The organism is Roseinatronobacter sp. (assembly GCF_051859525.1).
Lineage (GTDB): Bacteria > Pseudomonadota > Alphaproteobacteria > Rhodobacterales > Rhodobacteraceae > Roseinatronobacter.
Genome location: NZ_JBHYFM010000022.1, coordinates 1 through 23316 on the forward strand (window position 1 = coordinate 1; position 23316 = coordinate 23316).

The 23316-nt window shown below is 59.4% G+C and carries 22 protein-coding genes, 1 tRNA gene and 1 other RNA gene; 12 read left to right on the forward strand and 12 right to left on the reverse strand.

Features of this window, described 5'->3' with window-relative positions; genetic code table 11:
- Nucleotides 1-404 precede the first annotated feature (404 nt).
- Nucleotides 405-481: transfer RNA gene (locus ACTIE1_RS13465), tRNA-Met, on the reverse strand.
- Nucleotides 482-624: 143 nt separating this feature from the next.
- On the opposite strand from ACTIE1_RS13465, the gene ACTIE1_RS13470 reads away from it, so the two are divergent.
- Nucleotides 625-1749, forward strand: coding sequence for an FAD-dependent oxidoreductase (locus ACTIE1_RS13470; protein WP_439561116.1), 1125 nt, complete (start codon nucleotides 625-627; stop codon nucleotides 1747-1749).
- 174 nt (nucleotides 1750-1923) lie between these two features.
- Here the strand turns inward: ACTIE1_RS13470 and ACTIE1_RS13475 are convergent, their stop codons facing one another.
- The 3 genes from ACTIE1_RS13475 to surE all read right to left on the reverse strand — a co-directional run bounded on the left by ACTIE1_RS13475 (nucleotide 1924) and on the right by surE (nucleotide 4604).
- Nucleotides 1924-3099, reverse strand: coding sequence for a peptidoglycan DD-metalloendopeptidase family protein (locus tag ACTIE1_RS13475; RefSeq protein ID WP_439561115.1), 1176 nt, complete (start codon nucleotides 3097-3099; stop codon nucleotides 1924-1926).
- 75 nt (nucleotides 3100-3174) lie between these two features.
- Complete coding sequence (locus ACTIE1_RS13480) at nucleotides 3175-3822, reverse strand: protein-L-isoaspartate(D-aspartate) O-methyltransferase (RefSeq protein WP_439561114.1); 648 nt, start codon at nucleotides 3820-3822, stop codon at nucleotides 3175-3177.
- Nucleotides 3819-4604 carry a 5'/3'-nucleotidase SurE gene (surE, locus tag ACTIE1_RS13485; RefSeq protein WP_439561113.1) on the reverse strand — a complete coding sequence of 262 codons (786 nt, stop codon included), beginning with the start codon at nucleotides 4602-4604 and terminating at the stop codon, nucleotides 3819-3821. The genes ACTIE1_RS13480 and surE overlap by 4 nt, the downstream gene beginning before the upstream one ends.
- 137 nt (nucleotides 4605-4741) lie before the next feature.
- On the opposite strand from surE, the gene rnpB reads away from it, so the two are divergent.
- An RNA gene (gene rnpB / locus ACTIE1_RS13490) (RNase P RNA component class A) lies at nucleotides 4742-5139 on the forward strand.
- 152 nt (nucleotides 5140-5291) lie between these two features.
- Entirely contained in the window at nucleotides 5292-5459 is a 168-nt protein-coding gene (gene rpmG, locus ACTIE1_RS13495; RefSeq protein WP_274350835.1) for a 50S ribosomal protein L33, read from the forward strand.
- A gap of 480 nt (nucleotides 5460-5939) precedes the next feature.
- Here rpmG and ACTIE1_RS13500 read toward each other — a convergent pair whose 3' ends face one another.
- Nucleotides 5940-6722 carry a Bax inhibitor-1/YccA family protein gene (locus ACTIE1_RS13500; RefSeq protein WP_439561112.1) on the reverse strand — a complete coding sequence of 261 codons (783 nt, stop codon included), beginning with the start codon at nucleotides 6720-6722 and terminating at the stop codon, nucleotides 5940-5942.
- Nucleotides 6723-6859: 137 nt separating this feature from the next.
- Entirely contained in the window at nucleotides 6860-7831 is a 972-nt protein-coding gene (locus ACTIE1_RS13505; protein WP_439561111.1) for an NADPH:quinone oxidoreductase family protein, read from the reverse strand.
- Nucleotides 7832-8191: 360 nt separating this feature from the next.
- Between ACTIE1_RS13505 and ACTIE1_RS13510 the strand changes: the two genes are divergently transcribed.
- Both ACTIE1_RS13510 and ACTIE1_RS13515 read left to right on the forward strand, forming a co-directional pair.
- Nucleotides 8192-8545, forward strand: a complete 354-nt coding sequence (locus ACTIE1_RS13510; RefSeq protein WP_439561194.1) for a helix-turn-helix domain-containing protein — start codon at nucleotides 8192-8194, stop codon at nucleotides 8543-8545.
- Nucleotides 8546-8636: 91 nt separating this feature from the next.
- Nucleotides 8637-9446 carry an inositol monophosphatase family protein gene (locus ACTIE1_RS13515; protein ID WP_439561110.1) on the forward strand — a complete coding sequence of 270 codons (810 nt, stop codon included), beginning with the start codon at nucleotides 8637-8639 and terminating at the stop codon, nucleotides 9444-9446.
- 5 nt (nucleotides 9447-9451) lie between these two features.
- Here the strand turns inward: ACTIE1_RS13515 and ACTIE1_RS13520 are convergent, their stop codons facing one another.
- On the reverse strand, nucleotides 9452-10210 hold the full coding sequence (locus ACTIE1_RS13520; RefSeq protein WP_439561109.1) for an alpha/beta hydrolase: 759 nt from the start codon (nucleotides 10208-10210) through the stop codon (nucleotides 9452-9454).
- Nucleotides 10211-10347: 137 nt separating this feature from the next.
- Nucleotides 10348-11598, reverse strand: a complete 1251-nt coding sequence (locus tag ACTIE1_RS13525; RefSeq protein WP_439561108.1) for a PP2C family protein-serine/threonine phosphatase — start codon at nucleotides 11596-11598, stop codon at nucleotides 10348-10350.
- A 190-nt stretch (nucleotides 11599-11788) separates the two neighbouring features.
- Between ACTIE1_RS13525 and ACTIE1_RS13530 the strand changes: the two genes are divergently transcribed.
- Nucleotides 11789-12115 carry an Hpt domain-containing protein gene (locus ACTIE1_RS13530; protein WP_439561107.1) on the forward strand — a complete coding sequence of 109 codons (327 nt, stop codon included), beginning with the start codon at nucleotides 11789-11791 and terminating at the stop codon, nucleotides 12113-12115.
- A gap of 118 nt (nucleotides 12116-12233) precedes the next feature.
- Here the strand turns inward: ACTIE1_RS13530 and ilvA are convergent, their stop codons facing one another.
- Together ilvA and ACTIE1_RS13540 are read right to left on the reverse strand one after the other, a co-directional pair.
- The gene (gene ilvA / locus ACTIE1_RS13535) at nucleotides 12234-13481 is read right to left on the reverse strand and encodes a threonine ammonia-lyase IlvA (RefSeq protein ID WP_439561106.1); all 1248 of its coding nucleotides are present in this window, start codon (nucleotides 13479-13481) and stop codon (nucleotides 12234-12236) included.
- Nucleotides 13478-13903 carry an acyl-CoA thioesterase gene (locus ACTIE1_RS13540; RefSeq protein ID WP_439561105.1) on the reverse strand — a complete coding sequence of 142 codons (426 nt, stop codon included), beginning with the start codon at nucleotides 13901-13903 and terminating at the stop codon, nucleotides 13478-13480. Before ACTIE1_RS13540 ends, ilvA begins: the two co-directional genes overlap by 4 nt.
- 134 nt (nucleotides 13904-14037) lie before the next feature.
- On the opposite strand from ACTIE1_RS13540, the gene ACTIE1_RS13545 reads away from it, so the two are divergent.
- The 5 genes from ACTIE1_RS13545 (at nucleotide 14038) to ACTIE1_RS13565 (ending at nucleotide 19825) form a co-directional block, all read left to right on the forward strand.
- Nucleotides 14038-15276, forward strand: a complete 1239-nt coding sequence (locus ACTIE1_RS13545; protein WP_439561104.1) for an argininosuccinate synthase — start codon at nucleotides 14038-14040, stop codon at nucleotides 15274-15276.
- Nucleotides 15277-15361: 85 nt separating this feature from the next.
- A complete protein-coding gene (gpmI, locus tag ACTIE1_RS13550) occupies nucleotides 15362-16879 on the forward strand; it encodes a 2,3-bisphosphoglycerate-independent phosphoglycerate mutase (RefSeq protein ID WP_439561103.1) in 1518 nt (505 codons plus the stop codon).
- A gap of 5 nt (nucleotides 16880-16884) precedes the next feature.
- Complete coding sequence (locus ACTIE1_RS13555; RefSeq protein WP_439561102.1) at nucleotides 16885-17988, forward strand: murein hydrolase activator EnvC family protein; 1104 nt, start codon at nucleotides 16885-16887, stop codon at nucleotides 17986-17988.
- Between the two features lie 10 nt (nucleotides 17989-17998).
- Nucleotides 17999-19330 carry a S41 family peptidase gene (locus tag ACTIE1_RS13560; protein WP_439561101.1) on the forward strand — a complete coding sequence of 444 codons (1332 nt, stop codon included), beginning with the start codon at nucleotides 17999-18001 and terminating at the stop codon, nucleotides 19328-19330.
- 9 nt (nucleotides 19331-19339) lie between these two features.
- Nucleotides 19340-19825 carry an RNA pyrophosphohydrolase gene (locus ACTIE1_RS13565; RefSeq protein ID WP_439561100.1) on the forward strand — a complete coding sequence of 162 codons (486 nt, stop codon included), beginning with the start codon at nucleotides 19340-19342 and terminating at the stop codon, nucleotides 19823-19825.
- A 27-nt stretch (nucleotides 19826-19852) separates the two neighbouring features.
- Here ACTIE1_RS13565 and ACTIE1_RS13570 read toward each other — a convergent pair whose 3' ends face one another.
- Nucleotides 19853-20458: a flavin reductase family protein gene (locus ACTIE1_RS13570; RefSeq protein ID WP_439561099.1), complete on the reverse strand. Its 606-nt coding sequence runs from the start codon at nucleotides 20456-20458 to the stop codon at nucleotides 19853-19855.
- A gap of 81 nt (nucleotides 20459-20539) precedes the next feature.
- Here ACTIE1_RS13570 and ACTIE1_RS13575 point away from each other — a divergent pair, with 81 nt between their 5' ends.
- Nucleotides 20540-21076, forward strand: a complete 537-nt coding sequence (locus tag ACTIE1_RS13575; protein WP_439561098.1) for a GNAT family N-acetyltransferase — start codon at nucleotides 20540-20542, stop codon at nucleotides 21074-21076.
- Here the strand turns inward: ACTIE1_RS13575 and ptsP are convergent.
- Entirely contained in the window at nucleotides 21055-23298 is a 2244-nt protein-coding gene (gene ptsP, locus ACTIE1_RS13580; protein ID WP_439561097.1) for a phosphoenolpyruvate--protein phosphotransferase, read from the reverse strand. The genes ACTIE1_RS13575 and ptsP overlap by 22 nt on opposite strands.
- Between the last annotated feature and the right edge of the window lie 18 nt (nucleotides 23299-23316).

Genomic DNA, 23316 nt, shown 5'->3' on the forward strand with positions numbered 1-23316 from the left:
CCCTTTGCTCACGGTGTGAGTAGCGCGGGTGGCGAAAATACAAGAAAATCTTCGCATCCTCGACCAGCCGCTCGGTGATTAGCGTGCACGTGCTTCTGGAGTTAGCTACGGCCCAGCGCCAAGGGACTGATTTTTTCCGACCTACGCGGCACCGCGGTGACGCGGCTGGCACAGGCCGGATGCAGCGTGCCGGAAATTGCGTCGATCACAGGGCATGCCCTGAAAGAGGCCGAAGCCATCCTCGACAGCCACTACCTTAGTCGCGATTCGGGGCCGGCAGATCTGGCGATTTCGAAGCTTGAAAAGCACGCATCGCGGCCAAGTTTTGCAAACCAAACTGCAAACCGCACCCTACCGGTCACAAAGGGCGCAGACGAAACATGAAATATTACAAGGGGTTGAGGTGGTAGCGGAGGAGGGACTTGAACCCCCGACACGCGGATTATGATTCCGCTGCTCTAACCAACTGAGCTACTCCGCCAGACACGTGAAGCGTTTAGTGCAGTGCTGAATCAGCGTCAAGACCTTGATAGCACCCTTGTGACGGATAATTGTCACTTCTGCCTCGTGTTCGGCGAGGGGGCTGCCTAGTGTGGCTGTGGTGAACCGGAAGAGTGGTGTGATATGAATGGTCTGAAGCGGCAGCCTAGGGAAATTGTGCTGATTGGTGGCGGTCATACCCATGCGTTGGTCTTGCATCAACTTGCACAAACGCCGTTCCCAAGGGCAAGGGTCACCCTGATCACGCCAACACCCAAGGCGCCCTATACAGGTATGTTGCCGGGGTTCATTGCCGGACATTATGCGCGCGAGGACCTGGATATCGATTTGCAACACCTGATTGCGAAAATCGGGGGCAGGCTGGTGCTGGGCAAGGTTGACCGGCTTGACCGTGCTGCCGGTGTGGTCGGCGGTCAGGGCTTCGATGATATACGGTTTGATCTGGCGTCCGTGGATATTGGGATAACCTCGGATCTGCCCGCCTTGCCGGGATATGCCGAGCATGCGGTTTCGGCCAAGCCCCTGGGCGCTTATGCGCAGCGCTGGACTGCGTGGCTGGGGCAGGTGGACGGGGGCGTTCTGCGTCCGGAAATTGCCGTTCTGGGGGCAGGGGTGGCAGGGGTGGAACTGGCACTGGCCATGGCGTACCGCTTGCGTGGCCAGCGTCATATTCTGCGCGTGATTGACCGGGGCCGCGCGTTGCCCAATATCGGGGCTTTCGCGCGTAAACGCTTGCTTTCACATCTGGCGCGGTTCGGAATAGAGGTTCTGGAACATGTCGATGTCACCGCCATTGAGGCCTGCAGCGTGGTCTGCGCAAATGGCCAGCGCATAGGCGCGTCGTTTGTGGTTGGGGTTGCGGGGACACGTCCGCAAGACTGGCTTTTGCAAACGGGTCTGGATTTGGAGCGCGGCTTTATCAAGGTGGACCGTCATTTGCGCACACTGAACGAAGGGCGGGTCTTCGCAGTTGGCGATTGTGCCCATATGACCCATGCGCCGCGCCCCAAAGCAGGGGTGTTCGCGGTGCGGCAGGCCCCGTTTTTACTGGCCAATCTGCGGGCGGCTCTTGGGGCAGGGCCATGGCGGTCCTACCAGCCGCAACGCGATTATCTGAAGCTGGTCTCGCTTGGGGGCCAGACGGCACTGGCCGACAAATGGGGGCTGCCGCTGGAAGGGCGGTGGCTGTGGCGGCTGAAAGACCGCATTGATGCGAAGTTCATGCGCCAGTTCAACGGGCCTGTTTGACCCATCCTTGGACCTGCTTCTGGTCAGGCAACACTCCAGTCAGCAAGTCGGGACCGAATATCTGGCGGCTGCTGCGCGCATGCGCGGGTGTGGGCGTATCGCTTGATGCAGGTCGCAGGGGATATGGGCCACACGACCGCGTTGCGTAACAACGGCCTGTGAAACCCCGACCGTTTATTGCAGGTATCGCATCGGGTCGACGCTTTCTTGTCCGCGCCGCACTTCGAAATGCAGGAAGCTGGGGTCACCCGCCGCCACTTTGCCGATATTCTGTCCCTGCGTCACGCGCGCGTCCTTGGCTACATTCAGGTTGTCCACATTCGCATAGACTGTCAGCAGTCCGTCATTGTGCCGGATCACCACAATATTCACATTCCCTGTGGTGCGCGTGATTGCGGCAACTGTGCCGGCGGCGGCGGCACGAACATTCGTTCCCGCGCCGGCAGCAATCCCGATACCTTCGTTGCGACCGGGCGAATAGGCACGGATGATACGCCCGTCCACCGGCATGACGAAGGTCGTGCGCGATGCCTCGGTGCGTTCCTGTGACAGGTCTGCGGCGGGTGGTGTTGCGGCTTGGGCTTCGGCCTGCATCTGATCGGCCGATGGCACGGGTGCGGGCAGCGGGGTTGAGGCGCTGGGCGGCGGCGGGGCAGGGCTGGTGCTGCCCGGTGCCGTGGTTTGCGGTTCTGGTGCAGGCGCTGCGGCGGCCGTCTGCTGCGTGTCCTGCTGGCGTCCCACGGGGATAAGCAAGGTCTGCCCTTCGCGAACGCGCATTTCGGGGTCCAGCCCGTTCCAGTCGGCAAGGGCGCGGGGGGTAACATTATAGAGCCGCGCAATAATAAAGGCGGTTTCGCCGCGCTGCACCACATGCCGGGTTGGCTGTTCGTCGGCAGGTTGCGTTGTGGTTGCGGGGGGTGGGCTTGCGCTTTGGCCGGTTTCGGCGCGACTGATGGCACTGTCGGCCAGGGTCGAGATCTCGATCTCGCCCGCGCGCGCGGTGGTGCCACCCGACCCTGTGCCGCGTGGCAGGGCCAAAACCTCGCCGCCGCGCAGTCTGGTGTCAGGGGTCAATGCGTTGAAACTTGCCAACTCACTTTCGGACATGCCAATGCGGTTTGCGACTGTGGCGACGGTATCACCGCTGCGTGCAACAGCAACCTGATAGTCCGGATATGAAATAATGCCGCGCGAATCCGGTCTTGGGCGCTGGCCCGTAATCTCGCGTGCCGCATCTGCAGTCGTGAAAGGCGCACTTGAAGGGCGCAGATCGGGGTCGAAGCCTTCGCAGGCTGCAAGCGCAAGAAGGGCTGCGCTGCTTAATAGTGTCACCTGGCGTCTCAGATGCATTTTCCTGTCACCTCTGCTGTGTCGCGCAATGTCGCGGGCGGTTCTTTGCCCCTGCCGAACCCGTTCTGTTATTTCCTAATGCCCCAGACCTTCCAGAAGGGGCACAAAACGCACCGCGCGCATTTCCTCATACTCGAACCCGTCGTCATGCCTGATCACGCGGATCAGGCTTTGCACTGTATCTGACTGACCCACAGGCACAACCATGATACCCCCGATCTTCAACTGCGCCAAGAGCGGGCCGGGCGGGTCTTCTGCCGCAGCAGTCACGATGATGCGATCAAACGGGGCCTGATCGGGCAACCCGTAGGACCCGTCGGACACCATGCTTGTGATGTTATGAAGCCCCAGATCATCGAACACGCGCTGCGCCACCTGTGCCAATGTGCGGTGACGCTCTACAGTATAGACGCGGCGGGCAAGCTGGGACAGGATCGCGGCCTGATAGCCCGATCCGGTGCCCACCTCCAGCACCTTGTCGCGGGGGCTGACCTGCAAGGCTTCGGTCATCAGGGCCACAACAGACGGCTGGCTTATGGTCTGCCCGCAGGCAATGGGCAGCGGCATGTCTTCATAGGCGCGGTCGCTGAATATGCCGGTGACAAAGGCACGCCGGTCGATCTTTTCCATGGCCGATAGCACGCGCGCATCGGTCACCCCGCGTGACCGGATGGTGTAGATGAAGCGCATGCGCTGTTCGGCCAGATCGTCACCTTGCGTCATTCAAGTGCCTTTTTCACATCATTCAGGGCGTCATGTGCCGTCAGATCGGCGCGCATGGGCGTGACCGAGATATAGCCGTCCAGATTGACCGCCGCATCGGTTCCGGGCGCCGTTGGCTGGTGTTGTGGTCCGCCGGTGATCCACAGGAATTTCCTGCCCGAAGGCGAGATATGCGGCTTTACCCCGAAAAACGTGTCCCGCCGGTAGCCTTGCGGGGTCACGCGCAGCCCCTTGACGTCCGCGGTGGCCACAGGGGGGAAGTTCACATTGTAAAACAGCCGGTAATCGCCCTGATCCCACGGCGCATCCTTGATCAGGCGTTCAATGACGGCCTGTCCGTGGCCCACCGAACTGTCGAACAGGGTTGGCAGATCTTCAGACAGCGGGCCCATATATTGCGACAACGCGATTGCGGGCAACCCTTGCAGGGCGGCTTCCATCGCGCCGCCGACAGTGCCCGAATACATCACGTTTTCAGCGGCGTTGTTGCCACGGTTGATACCTGAAAGGACCAGATCCGGCCGCGCGCCCTGCAAAACATCATACAGCCCCGCCAGCACGCAATCGGCAGGTGATCCTTCGGCCGCATAGCGGCGCTGGCTCAGTTTTGCGATCATCATCGGGTGGGTGTAGCTGATGCAATGACCCACGCCGGATTGCTCGAACGCGGGGGCGACGACCCAGACCTCGCCCTTCGGTCCGGCAATATTATGCGCGATCTGTTCCAGAACCTGCAATCCAGGGGCGTTGATCCCGTCATCATTGGTTACCAGAATGCGCATAATACCCCCTTGGTCATTTATATATCTTGCTTAGAACAGGGCGGCGCAGCCGACAAGGGGCAGCGCCCGAACCATTTACATCGCTGGGCGATTGTAGCAGTTGCAGCGCAGTGCCACATTCCCTATGTGGGGCATGTGCGGATGGTCGGATGGCCGCGTGCAGGGGCGCATGCCCCTGTGCGAGGAAAGTCCGGGCTCCATGAAGCAACGGTGCCGGGTAACGCCCGGCCGGGGCAACCCGAGGGAAAGCGCCACAGAGAACAGACCGCCATGCATGCATGGCAAGGGTGAAACGGTGGAGTAAGAGCCCACCGCAGGACGGGCAACCGGACTGGCATGGCAAGCCCCACCGGGAGCAATGCCGAATAGGGACTTCGCGCGGGTATGATCCGACAGGATATCACCGCAGGGCCGCTTCAGCCCGAAGTCCGGGTTGGCAGCTAGATCCTGTCCGCAAGGGCAGGGGCAGATGAATGGTCATCAAGGGGGGCATTTGTCCCCTGAACAGAACCCGGCTTACAGACCATCCGCACAATATTTGCCTTGGTGGCCAACAAAACCGGACAGCAAGCTGCGGATATTTTCGGGAATCCGGTTGACACGGGGCACAAGCATAGTAGAAGGCAGCTTCAGAATTCACGGGTGCGGGGCCTTTATGGGCCGTGTCCCGGTTCAGGAGAGTAAAAAATGGCGAAGCCGACCACCATCAAGATCCGTCTGAACTCGACCGCGGGGACCGGGCATTTCTATGTGACCAAAAAGAATGCCCGCACCATGACCGAGAAGATGACAACGCGCAAATACGACCCCGTTGTGCGCAAGCATGTCGAATATAAAGAAGGCAAGATCAAGTAATCCTGCCCGCTTTGACTAACTGAAAGCCGCGCCTTCGGGCGCGGCTTTTTGTTTAGGGGCAGGGCCGCAGTTGACTGTTGCGCTAAACACATCGCGTTTGCATGCGGCGCACTGGAACCGCTGGATTGTTCTGGCCTGAAGCTGCCCGTCGCACTTGGATGAAGCCCGCACCATCGGCGGGCCGTGGTCTGCCGATCCGACGCTCAAGGAACGCACTTTATGCCGGCTGCATACTCCTGACTTCAAAGGCTTGAATTGCCATCAGCCAAATCGGCAGGCCGCGGGACGGCCCGCCGATGGTGCGGCGGCCTGCGGCCTTGATTCCGCACCTTGGGGCAATACCCAATGGCCGCAACAGGCCAAAAATCACCAACGGCCCCACTCCGGCAGCGCATATGCGCAAAGCCGTTCATCCTATGGTCCAAAACAAAGGGGCCAGTGTTTCCACTGGCCCCGTCTGGTATCGGTCTTAGCGTGTCGTTATTCTTGCTGTCCAAGGAACATCAGCAGGAACTGGAACATGTTCAGGAAGCTGATATACAGGCTCAGCGCGCCATCAATGGCCGCTTTGTCCAGCCATTCCTGATCGCCCGCCATTGCATGCGCGACATATTCGCTTTTGATTTGCTGCGTGTAGAACGCGGTCAGGCCGGCAAAGATCAGAATGCCGATCGCCGAAATCGCGAACATCATTGCAGGGCTTGCAAGGAAGATGTTGATCACCATTGCCACGATCAGGCCGATCACACCCATGATCAGGAAGGTGCCCATACCCGACAGGTCTTTCTTGGTGGTATATCCCCACAGGCTAAGCCCGCCGAAGGCAATGGCTGTCACAAGAAATGTCTGCGTGATCGAATAGCTGGTGAACATCAGGAAGATGGAGCTTAGCGACAGGCCGATTGCACTGGCAAATACGAAAAAGCCAAGCTGTACACCCGCGGCAGATGCGCGGCGCATAAGGGCGCCCCAGCCGAACAGGATAAAGGCCAGCGGTGCGAACATGATGACCCAACGCAGCGGCGACAGGTAGATTGCGCCACCAAGGCTGTTCAGCATCGTGCCGTTGGGCAGCTGGGCAACAGCCGCATTCGGGTCTGTTGTAACTGCCAGTCCGGAAATGGCCCATGCCGCGGCAGCTGTGATCAGCATGCCAACCGACATGGTTCCGTAAACCTTGTTCATGTGGGCGCGCAAACCCGCGTCAATCTGTTCAGCGCGTGCACCACTCGTCTGAGCGCGCATCGTGTTGAAATTGGCCATTTTCACCTCCGGTCAAAAAAATGCGCGGAATTCCGCGCGGTCATGCAGGGAATATCGTGCCGAATGCCGAATAATTCAAGCATTTCCGGAGTGAAATAGACAGGATTTGATCGGGTTTCCGGTGATACGCAATATTCCTACGCATTGTCCCTGATTGAAATGACCACCTTGCCGGTCGATTTGCGGCTGCGTAGCATCTCGAACCCGTCGAGGGCCTGCTCGAACGGCAGCACATGGCTGACATGCGGCGTCAAATGTCCCTGGACATACCAGTCCAGCAATTCGGCCAGACTGCCCGTCAGTGTTTCGGGGGCGAAGTTCAGATACCCGCCCCAATACAGGCCAATCACAGTCAGGTTCTTGACCAGCAGAATGTTCGCGGGAAATTGCGGCACCTTTCCACCCGCGAACCCGATGGCCAGAAACCGCCCCTCGGGGCGCATCGCGCGCAGGGCCTCGGTCGCCATTGGTTCGCCCACTGCGTCATAAACGACATCGACGCCGCCCAATTCCTTCAGTGTCTTGCGCAAATCTGTCGTGTCGCTGTCCAGACAGATTGCCGCACCGGCATCTTTTGCGACCTGCAACTTTTGCTGGCCGCGCGCAACGGCAATCACCCGTGCCCCGATCCGCACCCCGATTTCCACCGCCGTTATCCCCACACCACCGGCGGCGCCCAGAACAACAAGTGTTTCATCCGGCTGCAAGCCAGCGCGGTGTCGCAGCGCCAGATGCGATGTGCCATATGCCACCAGAAAACCCGCAGCGTCCGTCATCGAAAGTGTGTCAGGCAGCGCGATACAGCGGTCGGCGGGGCAGACGGCCACCTCTGCCAGACCGCCCAGTCCGGTAAATGCGGCAACGCGCTGTCCGACATGAAACCCGCGAACATCCGCCCCGACCTCTCGCACGGTTCCGGAAATCTCCATTCCCAGCGTCGCTGGCAAGGGGGGGCGTTCCTGATATTGCCCCTTCATCATCAGCAAATCTGCAAAATTCAGCCCGCAAGCTGCAACGTCAATGGTGATCTGTCCGCGCTCGGGACGCGGCGTGTCAATATCGCGAAGCAGCGGGGGTGATTCGATGTTTTCGAGTCGGATTGCACGCATTTGGGGGCCTCCGTGACTGGTGTTCGGGGTAATCTGACGGAATTGTTGATGCCAAACAAGGGCTGCGCGGTCCACGGTATTCGCAATGCGCTTCATTCAGCCTCTGGTTGTTCGCAAAACGCAATGCAATTTGCGAATATTTGGAAATTCGGGGGGCGTGAAACATTTGATCAATCTATTTCGGTAAAGTTGCTCTACACCAGCGGTTGAGCTTGCCGCGTCGGAGTTCGTGTCGCCCGCCCAGGGTAGTAAGTTTGCGGCAAGCTCGCCTGTTTGAAGTTTATTGTTTGGTTTCAGTATGATGTGGCCGTCGATGACTTCTTGGTGAGTGAGTTAATTATAAGTGGACTGGGGAAATTAATGTCGCATCCTGTTGATATCCATGTAGGGCAGCGTATCAGACAGCGTCGTTGGGCCATTGGTATGACCCAGCAGCAACTTGCAGAAGTTGTCGGGATAAAGTTCCAGCAGATTCAGAAGTACGAAACCGGAATGAACCGCGTTTCGGCCTCCAGACTTTGGGACATCGCGCAGGCATTGCAGGTTTCTATTACCTTTTTCTTTGAAGATGTGAATTCAGACCAGCTGCCCGAAAATGACGACATGCTGTCAAACAAGGAAACTCTGGATCTTCTGCGCACCTATTACGCTATTCCCGAAAACCAGCGCAAACGCCTGTTCGATCTGGCGCGCGCCTTGGGCGAGGCGGCCTGAAACCCGCAGGTTGCGCAGGCGGCAGGGCGGTTGCGATCTGTGACATGGCAGTCCAAAAAGGGCGCCTGACCGCAGTATAAGGAATCGCAGCGTGAAGACCCGCACAACCATTCTGCCTGCGGAACAGTCGCAGCTACTGGACTTGATACACTCTTTCGCCGATCTGGCGCGGACACAAACGCTGCGCCATTTTCGGCAACCCAGCCTGCTGGCCGATAACAAATCGGATGACGGATTTGACCCGGTTACAGTTGCAGACCGCGCTGTCGAACAGGCAATCCGCACAGAACTGGCGCGGTTGCGGCCTGATGATGGTATCACTGGTGAAGAATTTCCGCCTGTCCCGTCACGTTCCGGCCTGACATGGGTGATTGACCCGATTGACGGAACCCGTGCCTTTCTAAGCGGCAGCCCCTGTTGGGGGGTGTTGATTGCGCTGTGCGATGCTCATGGCCCATTTCTGGGCGTCATTGACCAACCCTATATCGGGGAGCGTTTTGTCGGTGGCATGGGCGTGGCGCAGGCTGTTGGTCCGCATGGTGCCACTGATATGCGCTGCCGGACAACACCGGCGCTGGATGGCGCAATCCTGTTCTCGACATTTCCGGAAATTGGCACAGAGTCCGAGCGCGCGGCATTCCAGCGTGTCTCGTCCATGTGCCGGCTAACGCGTTACGGAATGGATTGCTATGCCTATGCCCTTCTGGCGCTGGGCCAGATCGATCTGGTGATCGAGGCAGGGCTGAACATATATGATATTGCGGCCCCGATTGCGGTAATCGAAGCGGCCGGTGGCGTGGTCAGTGACTGGCAGGGCAATCCTGTCGGGGAAAACGGGCAGGTCATTGCCGCCGCAAACCCCGACATTCATGCACAGGCACTTGCACTTCTGAACGGCTAGGTTCGCTATGGCGTGGCGCTCAGGCTGGTCGTGATTTCCTCGATCGCGGCGGTGATCAGGTGCAGACATTGCGGTGTCGAAAACCGGTGATCCACATCCTTCAGCAGGCGCAAATGCATATCGGGACAAGTTGCATGTTCCAGAAGGCGCAAGGGCACCGAGATATCAACCGCCTCGTCGCGCGTGCCCTGTAATAGCCGCACGGGAAACGGCAGATCCAGCGGGTCGCGCAAAACAAGTCTGGTCTTGCCATCCTCGAACAGGCGGCGTGTCAGGATATAGGGCTGATCGTCATACTCATTCGGCAGTTCGGTCTGGCCGGTCTGCAATATCTGCTGTTGCTGGGCCGGTGTCAGTTGCGGCCACATGCTGTCCTCGGTGAAATCAGGTGCGGCGGCGACGCCCACAATTCCGCACACATGATCAGGTATGGCACGCGCGACAAGCAAGGCGATCCATCCCCCCATGGACGACCCGACCAGAATTTGCGGCCCTTTGGTCAGCGCAGTAATGGCGGCCATGGCATCTTCGGCCCAGTCCCCGATGCAGCCATCGGTGAATGCCCCCGAACTTTGCCCATGACCGGAATAGTCAAAACGCAAGAACGCACGGCCATTGGTTCTGGCCCAATCTTCCAGAAATACGGCCTTTGTGCCGCTCATGTCCGATTTGAACCCGCCAAGGAACACAATGCCGGGACCGTCCCCGTCACTGCGCGAATAGGCCAGGGATCGTCCGTTCGGGGTTGTCAGAAATTCGCTCAAGATGCCTCCTTCATTGCGGTGCGGCGGGCAGAAACGGTGGTCAGGGGCGACCCCGTTGCACAATGTCCCGCATGCATTTCAATTTTTGCCGCAATTTACCCCGAAGGCAAGCGTGCCGCCAAATGCAAAGGGCAGTGTCATGCATGTTCCGCATGATTGCCGGCTTCGTACTCGTGCAGTTCAAAGACAATGCCGGACACATCATCACTGAAATCGTCCTTGCCCGCCCATTTACCAAGCTGCCATTTCAGGGCATCCAGAAAATCCAGCCCCTGCGTCTGTGCAAGGCTTTCCATCATCTGGCCCAACCTGTCCTGCCCGAATTCGGTGCCGTCAGGATCATTGCATTCGGTAATCCCGTCGGAATACAGGAAAAGCCTGTCACCGGGGGCAAGCGTCACCTCGAAGCTGGTATATCCGGCTTGCGGGATCAGGCCTATGGGCAACCCGCCAAGGCCCACAAATTCCACCTTGCCGGATTTTCGCTGCACTGCCGGATGCGGGTGCCCCGCCTGAACGATTCTGGCCCGCCCCGTCACAAGGTCCAGTTCCGCATACGCCAGCGTCAGGTAAGTGTCCGTGTCCATCTCGCTAAGCATAAGGTCATTCATGCGTGCAGCGACCTGTTCCGGTGCGCAGGCCCTGATCGCGCCTGTTTGCGGGTCTTGGGTCAGGGCAATATTCTGGCTTTGCGCCCCTTCGGCGAAAAGTGCGCTTATGCGTGCACTTAGCATCGCAGCGGCAACGCCATGTCCGGACACATCAATGGAATAAACCGCGATTTTAGTGTCCGAAATCCGGAACGTTCCGACCAGATCGCCGCCGACATGGCCAGAGGATTGCAGCAGAAGGGACAAATGACTGGTGCCATAGTCGCGAAAACGGTCGCGAATCAAGGCATGTTGCAGTTTGCGCGCCTGTTGCAGGTCCCGTTCCAGCGCATCGTGAACCTGCTGAAGTTGTTGCAAGGTCTTGCGCACCTCGCGTTCCATATCCAGCAAGCGTTCACCCGCGCTTATTCTTGCGCGCAGCTCCATCGTAGATACGGGCTTGTTCAGGAAGTCATCCGCCCCGACATTCAGCCCTTCTGCAACTGCATCCTTGTCATTCTTCGACGTCAGCAGAATAAAATAGCTATAGTTCTCGTTTTTAAGTGCGCGGAATGCCTGACAGAATTCCAGCCCGTTCATTCCCGGCATCATCCAGTCGGACAGCACAAGGTCGAAATGTGTGGCCCGACACAGCGCAAGCGCTTCCAGCCCCGATGCGGCTTCGGTCGTCAGGTACCCCCAATCGCGCAAGTGCCGCGCGAAAATAAGCCTTTGCGCGCGACTGTCATCAACGATCAGCGCGTGCTTTGCAGCCGGAACCCCGGCCTTCCCAACCACAGACTTTTCAGTGTCCGTTCCCAAATGCCTGCCCCGTTTGGCCGTCGATGACGAAAGATGCATCCGTTGCAAAGTCGCATCCGCAGCTTAACAAGCTGTAAAGCGCACAGTGTTTTTATTGTCATGCGGAGTTACCGCGCGTTAAGGAAATGCTGTAATAGTTCGAAAACTGCACAAGAAGGGTGGCTTTGTGATCGATTGGTGTCGCGTGCGGGAATTGCACGATGAAATTGGCGAAGAAGCGTTTGAAGAAGTTCTGGCGCTGTTTGTCGACGAAGTCGACGAAGCGCTTGGGCGGTTGCGGCATGCGCAAGAAGCACCTGCCCGAATGGCGGAATTCCACTTTCTGAAAGGGGCCGCGCTGAATTTGGGGCTGAAAGACATGGCCAGCCTTTGTGGACAGGCCGAGCAGATGGCCAATGACGGCACGCCCACCGATTCCGAACGCAGCACCGTGCTTGCGGATTTTCCACAGGCGATTGCGGTTCTGCGCAATGATTGGCGGGCCAAGGTCTGACGCGCCGTGAATGGCGATGTCCAGAACCTTCCTGACACCGAGCAGGGCATCGAACGCCTTGATCGTATCAACTGACGCAATTTGCAAACCGGCCCATGCACTCTCTTTAATACCTGTATCAGATTACAAAATTCGCAATCACCTCGTCATTCGTAATATCCGTGAAGGTAAATCCGGCCTCTTCCATCCGCGCAAACAGGCTTTCGAAATTCTGCGGCTGCGTTGTCTCGATGCCCAGTAGAACAGTGCCAAAATTTCTGGCTGTTTTCTTCAGGTATTCAAACCGTGCAATATCGTCTTCAGGTCCAAGGATGCCAAGAAAGTCCTTCAAGGCACCGGGGCGTTGCGGCAGGCGCAGCAGAAGATATTTCTTCGTGCCGGAAAAACGCATGGCGCGTTCCTTCACCTCTGGCAGGCGCTCGAAATCGAAATTCCCGCCGGATGCCACGCAAATAACGGTTTTGCCCCGGATCTGCGTCGAAATATCCTGCAATGCGTCAATGGACAATGCGCCCGCCGGTTCCAGAACAATCCCGTCATGATTCAGCATATCAAGAATTGTGACACAGACCCTGTTTTCCGCGGCCAGCAAGATCTGGCCGGATTGGATGTCACGCAACCTGTCAAAGGGGCGAACGCCCAGCCGCGCAACTGATGCGCCGTCAACGAACGTATCCACACGCGGCAGCGTCACCGGCTCGCCTGCCTGCAATGCGGCGGTCAGGCTTGCGCCGCCCACAGGCTCCACATAGCGCAGGTCTACGTCCGGGGCCGTACTGCGCAGATAGGCAGTCATACCGGCCCCCAAGCCGCCACCGCCAACGGGCAGGACGACCATGTCAGGCGCACGGCCAAGTTGCTCCAGCATTTCGACGGCAACACTGGCCTGTCCTTCGATCACATCGTCATCATCGAAGGGCGACAGGAAATGCGCGCCCAGATCGGTGCAGAAATGCTGCGCCGCATCCAGTGCCTGATCAAAAATATCGCCAGTCAGCTTGATGTCGATATGCGCCCCGCCGAAAGTGCGGGTTTTCATGATTTTCTGCTGTGGCGTGGTTACGGGCATAAAAATAGTGCCTTGCACCCCGAAATGCCGACAGGCAAATGCGACGCCCTGCGCATGGTTTCCCGCGCTTGCACAGACGAAATGACGTTGCGCAGGCAGGGCGGCCAGACGTTTGCGCATGGCATTGAACGCGCCACGGATCTTGTAGCTGCGCACTGGCGACAGGTCTTCGCGCTTCAGCCAGATATCAGCGCCGTAACGGGCCGAAAGGTGGTCATTGCGCACCAGCGGCGTGGGGGGGAACAGCGCGCGCAAGGCTTGCGCGGCTGCCGTGGCGGCCAGCGGGAACTGTGTCATGGCGCAACCAGCCAGTGTTGCAGTTTTTGCCGGATGGTGTGCGGCATAGGTGCGGATTGTCTGGTTTCGGGGTCGAAAAACACCTCGACCACCTCATAGGTTGCGTGCACCGCGTCTGTGTCGGCATGCCGCATACGCATGTGAAACGTGCAACTTTTCGTGCCGATGCGCGATACCGCGCCGTCAATGACAACCAGATCCCCCGCCTGCAATTCCCGGACGAAGCGCGTCGTTGCCTGTGCGGTGACTGTGTGCACCCTGTCATCGGCCAGCATACGGCTATAGGGCAGGCCCATTGCCGTCCACATATGATAACAGGCATCATCGAAGAAAGGCGCGTAATGGCGCACGTTCATATGGCCGAAATGGTCGTGGTGCCATGGGTGAATGACCCCTCGCAGCAGTTCAAGACGCGTTGACATGACATCTCCGATAATGTGGTTCATGCATGGCATATCACATCTGCGGCGCAGCAGAACCCCCTTGCACCCTTGCAGCACTTCGCCAAAGCCAATAGACGAAAACAAAACCTGCCACCCAATCCGGAGCCGCCCCTATGTCCGCTAAACCGAATGCCCCGAAAAAAGTCGTGCTTGCCTATTCCGGCGGGCTGGATACCTCGATCATCCTGAAATGGTTGAAAACCGAATATGATTGCGAAGTGGTGACCTTCACCGCCGATCTGGGCCAGGGCGAGGAACTGGACCCCGCCCGCAAGAAAGCCGAAATGCTGGGGGTCGCGCCTGACAATATCTTCATAGAGGATCTGCGCGAGGAATTCGTGCGTGATTTCGTATTCCCGATGTTCCGTGCCAATGCCCTTTATGAAGGACAATACCTGCTGGGTACGTCCATCGCGCGCCCGCTAATTTCCAAACGCCTTGTTGAAATCGCCGAAGCGACCGGCGCGGATGCTGTGGCCCATGGTGCAACTGGCAAGGGCAATGATCAGGTGCGTTTTGAACTGGCGGCTTACGCGCTGAACCCCGATATCAAGGTGATCGCACCATGGCGCGAATGGGACCTGACATCGCGCACCAAATTGCTGGAATTTGCCGAAGCCAACCAGATCCCCATTGCCAAGGACAAACGCGGCGAGGCGCCCTTCAGCGTGGACGCGAACCTGCTGCACACCTCATCCGAAGGCAAGGTTCTGGAAGATCCGGCCGAAGATGCGCCCGATTACGTCTATCAGCGCAGCGTAAACCCCGAAGATGCGCCTGATACGCCGGAATTTATTGAAATCACCTTCCGGAAGGGCGATGCGACTGCCATCAACGGTGCCGAAATGTCACCGGCCACCATCCTGACCGCGCTGAATGACTATGGCCGCAAACATGGAATCGGGCGGCTGGATTTCGTTGAAAACCGCTTCGTGGGCATGAAATCGCGCGGGATTTATGAAACACCGGGCGGCACCATCCTGCTGGAAGCGCATCGCGGTATCGAACAGATCACACTGGACAGCGGGGCGGGCCATCTGAAGGACAGCCTGATGCCGCGCTACGCGGAGCTGATCTATAACGGGTTCTGGTTCTCGCCCGAACGTGAAATGCTGCAAGCCGCCATCGACAAAAGTCAGGAACATGTGACGGGCACGGTCCGCCTGAAACTCTACAAAGGGTCCGTGCGCACAGTCGGGCGCTGGTCCGATCACAGCCTGTATTCCGAAGCGCATGTCACCTTTGAAGATGATGCAGGCGCATATGACCAGAAGGATGCGGCCGGTTTCATCCAGCTAAATGCCCTGCGCCTGAAACTGCTTGCGGCGCGCAACCGGCGGCTGAAGGGCTGATCGCAGGCCTGTTTCATCTTGCCAAAAATACTCTCGGGCCGAAGGCCGCGTGTCTTCGGTCCCGCACCCGCGGAAAGGGAACGTCATGACCAAACCTGTTGTCTTGTGTATCCTTGATGGCTGGGGCCTGAACCCCGACAGTGCGGGCAATGCAGTCATGCAGGCCAATACACCGAATTTTGACAGGGTGATGCGCGACTGCCCCAATGCCACCCTGCTCACCCATGGCCCCGATGCGGGCCTGCCCAGCGGGCAGATGGGCAATTCCGAGGTAGGCCACACCAATATTGGCGCGGGCCGTGTCGTGGCAATGGATCTGGGGCAGATCGATCTGGCGCTGGAAGATGGCAGTTTCCTGAAAAATGACGCTTTGCTGGCCTTTATTGGCAAAATGCAGGCCAGCAAGGGGACCGCGCATGTCTTTGGTGTGGTGTCGGATGGCGGGGTGCATGGCCATATCACGCATCTGCAAGCCGCGATCTCGGCACTCTGCGCCGCTGGTGTGCCAGTGGTGGTGCATGCAATCACCGACGGGCGCGATGTGGCCCCGAAATCGGCCGCGCCGTTCATCGATGCCTTGCAGGCCAGCCTTCCCGATGGTGCCAGTATCGGCACAGTGATCGGCCGGTACTGGGCAATGGACCGCGACAATCGCTGGGACCGTGTGCAGCGCGCCCATGATGCCATCATCCGCGCCGAAGGGCAGGACGCGGCCAGCGCGGCGGATGCGGTTGCCCAAGCCTACGGACGCGGTGAAACCGACGAATTTATCGCACCAACTGTCATTTCCGGCTATGCGGGGACGCGGGCGGGGGACGGGCTGTTTTGCCTGAATTTCCGTGCCGACCGTGCGCGTGAAATCCTTGCGGCCCTTGCAGCCCCCAGTTTCAGCGGCTTCGACAGGGGGGCAACCCCGCAATGGAGTGCGGTGTTGGGCATGGTCGAATATTCCGATGCGCATAACGCCTTCATGTCCACCGCATACCCGAAGCGCAAGATCGTGAACACCCTGGGTGCCTGGGTTGCCGCGCATGGGTTGCGCCAGTTCCGTCTGGCTGAAACCGAAAAATACCCCCATGTCACCTTCTTCCTGAACGGCGGCAAGGAAGATGCGGAAACGGGCGAGGATCGCTTCATGCCATCCAGCCCCAAGGTGGCGACATATGATCTGGAACCCGAAATGGCAGCGGGTGACGTGACCGAAAAGCTGGTTCAGGTCATTGGCGCGGGCTATGACCTGATTGTCGTCAATTTCGCCAATCCCGATATGGTCGGCCATACCGGCGATCTGGATGCCGCAATTCGCGCGGTCGAGGCCGTGGACAAGGGCCTTGGCGCAGCGCTTGATGCCTTGGCGGCGGCGGGCGGGGCAATGCTGCTGACCGCAGATCACGGCAATTGCGAAATGATGATCGACCCCGAAACCGGCGGGCCACACACGGCGCATACGCTGAATCCTGTTCCTGTGGTTCTGATCGGCGGGCCAGCGGGGGCGGGGCTGCGCGCGGGGCGTCTGGCCGATGTGGCGCCGACAGTGCTGGCCTTGATGGGGCTGAAGACCCCGCCAGAGATGACAGGCAAAAGCCTGATTATTCAGGAATGATTCGCGTGGCCCTGATCGCGGCAGGGCTGGCGCTGGTATCCGCGCCCGCGCTGGGCGATCCGGCTGCGCGTGCAATGGCGGCGGCGCAAGCGTTGCAGGACGCGGGCGTGCAGTTGCAGCAGGCCAGTTCGGGCCGTGACAGGATCGCCGCACTCAGCACCACGATTCAAGCCTATGAAGATGGCATGGTCGCCCTGCGCGAAGGGTTGCGTGATGTGCAGTTGCGCGAAACGGCGCTGGCGCGGGTGTTTTCTGCGCGGGGCAGCGATCTGGCGCGCCTGCTGGCGGTCCTTATGGCGACGGACCGGCTTGATACGAATGCCGCACTGGTTCATCCCTCTGGCGCGCTGGAGGCCGCGCGCGCGGCACAATTGTTGGGGGAAATCGCACCGGCGCTGGGTGCGGAAGTGGCCGACCTGCGCCGTGAACTGGATGAAATACGCGCCCTGCGCCGTGCCCGCCAATACGGGCTTCTGGCGCTGGAACAGGGGCTTGGCACAGCACAGGAAGCCCGCATTGAACTTGCTCAGGCGATTTCAGAACGCGGCCCGTTGCCAAAGCGGTTGTTTGACGATCCTGAACGTCTGCAAATGCTGGCGCTGGATGCCGCATCGCTGGATGCATTCGCCGCCGAACTGGCCCAAGGCCAGTCGGCATTGGGCACAACGCCTGTTGCGGGCATTTCTGCCGCCCGTGGCACGCTTTCCCTGCCTGTGCGCGCCACGCTGTTGCGTCGTTTCAATCAACCCGATGCTGCGGGTATTTCGCGTTCCGGTCTGGTGCTTGCCACAACGCCTGATGCGCTGGTCACGGCGCCATGGTCGGGAACCGTGCGGTATTCCGGCGCGCTGGCAGGGCAGGGGAATGTGGTTATTCTGGAACCGGCAGAAAATATGTTGATGGTTCTGGCCGGACTTGGCGCGCAGTTGGTCGAAACCGGCGAGATCCTGCCACGCAATGCGCCCTTGGGGACCATGCCAGCGGCCATTTCCGAAGGGGCAGGGACTGGAACACGCAATCAAACACTCTATTTTGAGTTGCGAGAGAGCGGGAACCCCATTGACCCCGAGCCTTGGTTCGCATTCACTGGGCGGCAGGAACCAGAATAGGATCAAAAGTATGAAACGTTACGTTGTGGCAGGATTTGGCGGTGCGCTTGCGGGTGTGGTGCTGGCCACCCAGGTTGCAGCGCCGCTGCTGGCACAGGAACGTGGTCAGACAAGTTCGGTTTATGAACAGCTTGACCTGTTCGGCGATGTTTTCGAGCGGATTCGTAACCAGTATGTCGATGACGTCGAAACCGCCAAGCTGATCGAGGCTGCGATAAACGGCATGCTGACGTCGCTTGATCCGCATTCAGGCTATTTGCCGCCCGATGATTTTGACGACATGCGCACCCAGACACGCGGGTCGTTTGGTGGTCTGGGCATAGAAGTGACGCAGGAAGACGGCTTCATCAAGGTTGTGACCCCTATGGACGGCACGCCCGCCGATCAGGCTGGCGTGGAGCCGGGTGACCTGATTACCCATGTCGATGGCGAGTCGCTGATGGGCCTGAACCTGTCACAGGCAGTTGACCTGATGCGCGGGCCTGTGGGGTCCGAGATTATCATCACTGTGATCCGTGACGGCGTGGCAGAACCGTTCGATCTGTCGATCATCCGCGACACCATCCGCTTGCAGGCCGTGCGGGTGCGCACAGAAGGCAATAACGTCATTTTGCGCGTCACCACCTTCAATGAACAAACCTTCCCCAACCTGCGTGACGGCTTGCAGGAAGCCATTGACGAACTGGGCGGGCTGGACGAGCTGGGCGGGGTTGTGCTGGACATGCGCAACAACCCCGGCGGGCTGCTGACGCAGGCCATTCGTGTCTCTGATGCGTTTCTGGATCGGGGCGAGATTGTCTCGACCCGCGGGCGCGATGAAGGCGCGGGCGAGCGGTTCAACGCGCAACCGGGCGACCTGATTGAAGGGAAGCCCATGGTCGTGCTGGTCAATGCCGGCTCTGCATCGGCGTCCGAGATTGTCGCGGGCGCATTGCAGGACCACCGCCGCGCCATTGTTGTGGGGACGCGCAGTTTTGGCAAAGGCTCGGTGCAGACCGTTGTTCCGTTGCGCGGGGACGGGGCAATCCGCTTGACGACATCGCGCTACTACACGCCATCGGGGCGGTCTATTCAGGCGCTGGGCGTATCGCCTGACATCGTTGTCGAACAACCCCGCCGCCAGCCGATCGAGGAAGATCAGGCCGAAACCGCACCGCGCACACGGTCGGAAAACGACCTGCGCGGGCGTCTGGACAACAGCGACATCACCGATGACGAGCGTCGCCAGCTGGAGGATGAGCGTAGACAGGCCGAAGATGTCGCCCGCATGCGCCAGGATGATTACCAACTGGCCTATGCGCTGGACATCCTGCGTGGTCTGACGGCGTTGAACGGTCGGTAACTCACCACCATGACCCCCGACCAGATTGCGCAACTGCCCTACCGTCCCTGTGTGGGGGTAATGCTTATCAACAAGGACGGGCTGGTTTTCGCGGCCCAACGTATCGATAGCGAAATCCCCGCATGGCAAATGCCACAAGGCGGCATAGACAAGGGCGAAACCCCCGGCACGGCCGCGCTGCGCGAACTGGCCGAAGAAATCAGTGTCACCCCCGACTTGGTGGTGCCGCTGGCGGAAACGCGGGACTGGCTGGCCTATGACCTGCCGCATGACATTGTGCCGCGTATCTGGAAGGGCAGGTATCGCGGGCAGAAACAGCGCTGGTTCCTGATGCGGTTTACAGGGCGCGATGACCAGATAGATATCCGGACGCAGCACCCTGAATTTTCGCAATGGCGCTGGATCACGGCAAATGACATGCTTGATGCGATTGTGCCGTTCAAACGCGATATCTACGCCAGCGTGATCGACGAATTCAGCGAATGGCTGGCCTGACAGGGGTGGCGCACCACCCCGTCAAGATCATTCGCCCGGACGTTTCAGGCTGAACACCTGTTCCACCACGGCGTAATCGCGGTAACCGCAGCGCGCCAGCGGCTTGAAACTGGTAATGTCGAACATCCCATCAACCATGCAGTCATCGCGCATATGCACGCCAATGACTTCACCGATGACCAGAAAATTCGCCTCTCCGGCCAGTGTCACAATCTGGGTCATCCGGCATTCCAGCGCGGCAGGGGCGTTTGCGACACGCGTGGCGTCAATCATGTGGCATGATGCGCGCGGAATGCCTGCTTTCTGAAACTCGTCTACCTGCCGCGGCCATGGGCCGGACGTGGTGTTCATGACATCGCGCGCGGCATGTTCCACGATATTGACGCAAAACACGCCTGTTTCGCGGATATTGGCCACGCTGTCCTTGGTGCCGTCGCGGTCTGGCTTGGCGCTGGTGGATGCGAACATCACCTGCGGCGGCTCATAAGCGACAGCGTTGAAAAACGAATAGGGCGCAAGGTTGTCGTGCCCGTCAGGTCCGCGCGTTGAAATCCAGCCAATGGGGCGGGGGGTTACAATTGCGTTGAACGGGTTATGCGGCAAGCCGTGGCCGTTGCGGGGTTCATAAAACAAAATATGCCTCTTCGTGTGTTTGCGCCCAGTCTAGCGGCATGCTAGTGCCGCGGCCAGCGCTGATGGCGCAGGGAACAGATCATGCGGTTATTGCAGGAAACTAACTCGGATTGGTGGGAGGTCGAGGCCCTTTATGACCTGTGCTTCGCACCGGGCCGTGAAGCGCTGTCATCCTACCGTTTGCGTGACGGTGTGGCCCCTGTGGCGGGGCTATGTCTGCTGCTGCGCGATGACAGCGGTGTGGCGGCCGCAATCCGGTTCTGGCCTGTCAGCGTGGCGGGTGCGGATGTGTTGTTATTGGGGCCAATCGCAGTTCACCCGACCCATCAGGGCGAAGGTCTGGGGGGTTGGCTGATGCGCGAAAGCCTGTCACGCGCGGCCCAACTGGGCTGGAAACGGGTGTTGCTTGTCGGGGACGAGCCGTATTACGGGCGCTTCGGCTTTCAGCGCCTTGACGCTGTGCAAATGCCGCCCCCCACAAACCCCGCCCGCATTCTTGGGCTGGCGCTGGTTCCGGGGGCTTGGGACGGGGTGCAGGGCCTGGTCGTGCAACATGATGCTGCCTGCGCGGCCCCGCCACAGGCGGCGGTCTGCGATCAGGGCAGCGAGGCGACATAATCCAGCAATGCCGGCCGCGCGCTTTCCAATCCGCGTGCGCTGCAACGTGCGATGATTTCGGTCACTTCATTCAGGTTGGCCCGCCGGATCAGCGACTTGACCGGCCCGATAGACGCCGGACGCATGGACAATCCCTGAATTCCGATGCCCGCGAAGGCCAGCGCATCCAACGGACGCCCCGCATCCTCGCCACAAAATGACAGGTCGGTTCCCGCAGCATGGCAGCGGTCCACGATATGCTGAAGGAATGTCAGAAAACTCAGGTTAAGGGTGTCATATCTGCGCCGCACAAGTTCGTTTTCACGATCGGCAGCGAAGAAAAACTGCTTCAGGTCATTCCCGCCGATCGAGATGAAATCAACATTCTGGAAAAAACTGTCGGGCGCATAGGCCAGTGACGGGGTTTCCAGCATGGTGCCCACGTCTATTTTTTCGGGCAGGGCATGACCCAGCCTGCGTTCGCGGTCCAGTTCGCGCATCAACACATCGCGGGCACGGTCAAATTCGCCAGCTTGCGCCACCAAGGGAAACATCACGCTTAGCGGGCGTCCTGCGGCGGCACGGATCAGGGCCTGCAACTGCATGCGCAGCACACCCGGCTTGTCCAGACCCACACGCAGCGCCCGCCACCCCATTGCGGGGTTCGGTTCATCCGGGCGCTTCATATAGGGCATGACCTTGTCAGACCCTATATCAAGGGTGCGAAAATACACTTTCTTGCCCTGCGCTGCATCCAGAACACGGGTGTAATTGGCCACAAGTTCGGACCGCTTGGGCATTTTGTCGCGGATCAGGAACTGCAATTCGGTGCGAAACAGGCCCACGGCCTCGGCGCCGGAACTGGGCAGGGACGGCAGGTCGGCCATCAGGCCCGCATTCATTTTCAGCCTTATGCGTGTTCCGCACAGGGCCGTTGCAGGCTTGTCGCGCAGGCTGGCATAGCGTTCCTGCGCCTTGGCCTGCATCGCCATCTTGTCACGAAATGCCGAACTGATGCTGTCATCGGGGCGCAGATGGACCACACCTTCGGTGCCATCGACCAGAATGTGATCGCCGTTCAGGGCCTCGGTGGTGATGCGCGGCACATTGATGACCAGCGGAATGGCCAGCGCACGTGCCACGATCGCCGCATGGCTGCCCACGGACCCTTCTTCCAGCACGACACCGCGCAGTTTTCGCCCGTATTCCAGCAATTCACCCGGCCCGATATTGCGCGCAACCAATATGGGGCGTTCGGGCATTTCCGCGCCCGTTTCATTGCCTTGGCCGGTCAGAATGCGCAGCAACCGGTTTGACAGGTCATCCAGATCATGCAGCCGGTCGCGCAAATAGGCGTCGGGCACGGTTTCCAGCCTTGCGCGGGCTTCGGATTGTTCCTTTTCCACAGCGGCTTCTGCTGACAGGCCAAGGCGAATGTCTTCTTCCATCCGTTTCAGCCAGCCACGCGAATGCGCAAACATCCGGTATGTCTGCAACACTTCGGTATGTTCCTTGTCGCGCGACCGCGTGGCGGCCAGCATATCATCGACCGAGACACGCAGCGCATTCACCGCCTGTTGCAGGCGCTCCAGCTCGGCTTCGGAATCATCATTGACCAGATTTGTGATAACCACACGCGGCTGGTGCAGCCAGACATGGCCTTCCGCTTCACCTTCCTGCGCGGTGATGCCGTGCAACACGGCCTGACTCATATGTGGGGACGGCATGTCGGCGGACATGCCCACAAACGCACCCAGTTCGGTCATTTCTGCCAGCACCATCGCGACCACTTCAAGGCCGTAAATCTCGTCCTCGGAATACAGGCGCGATTCGCGGGACTGGACGACCAGAACGCCCAGACGCTCGCCCAGACGCTGTATGGGCACCCCCAGAAAGGATGTGAACACATCTTCGCCGGTTTCGGGCATATAACGGAATCCGGCCTCGGCGGGGGCATTGGCCGTGTTGATGGGGCGCGCCAGCCTTGCCGCCTTGCCCACCAGCCCTTCACCCAGTCGCAAACGGGTGTGATGCACGGATTCCGGCTTCAGCCCTTCGGTTGCGCACAGTTCCAGCGTGTCAGGATCGCGGAACAGATAGACGGAACAGACATCCGTATGCATGGATTCTGCGATGATGGTCGTAATCCGGTCAAGCCGCTCCTGTCCGGGGCTGCCCTGCGCAAGCGTGTCGCGCAACCGGCGCAGCAGCATACGGCTGTCTGTCTGTGTTCTGTGGGGCATGGCCCCTCCAAATTGTTG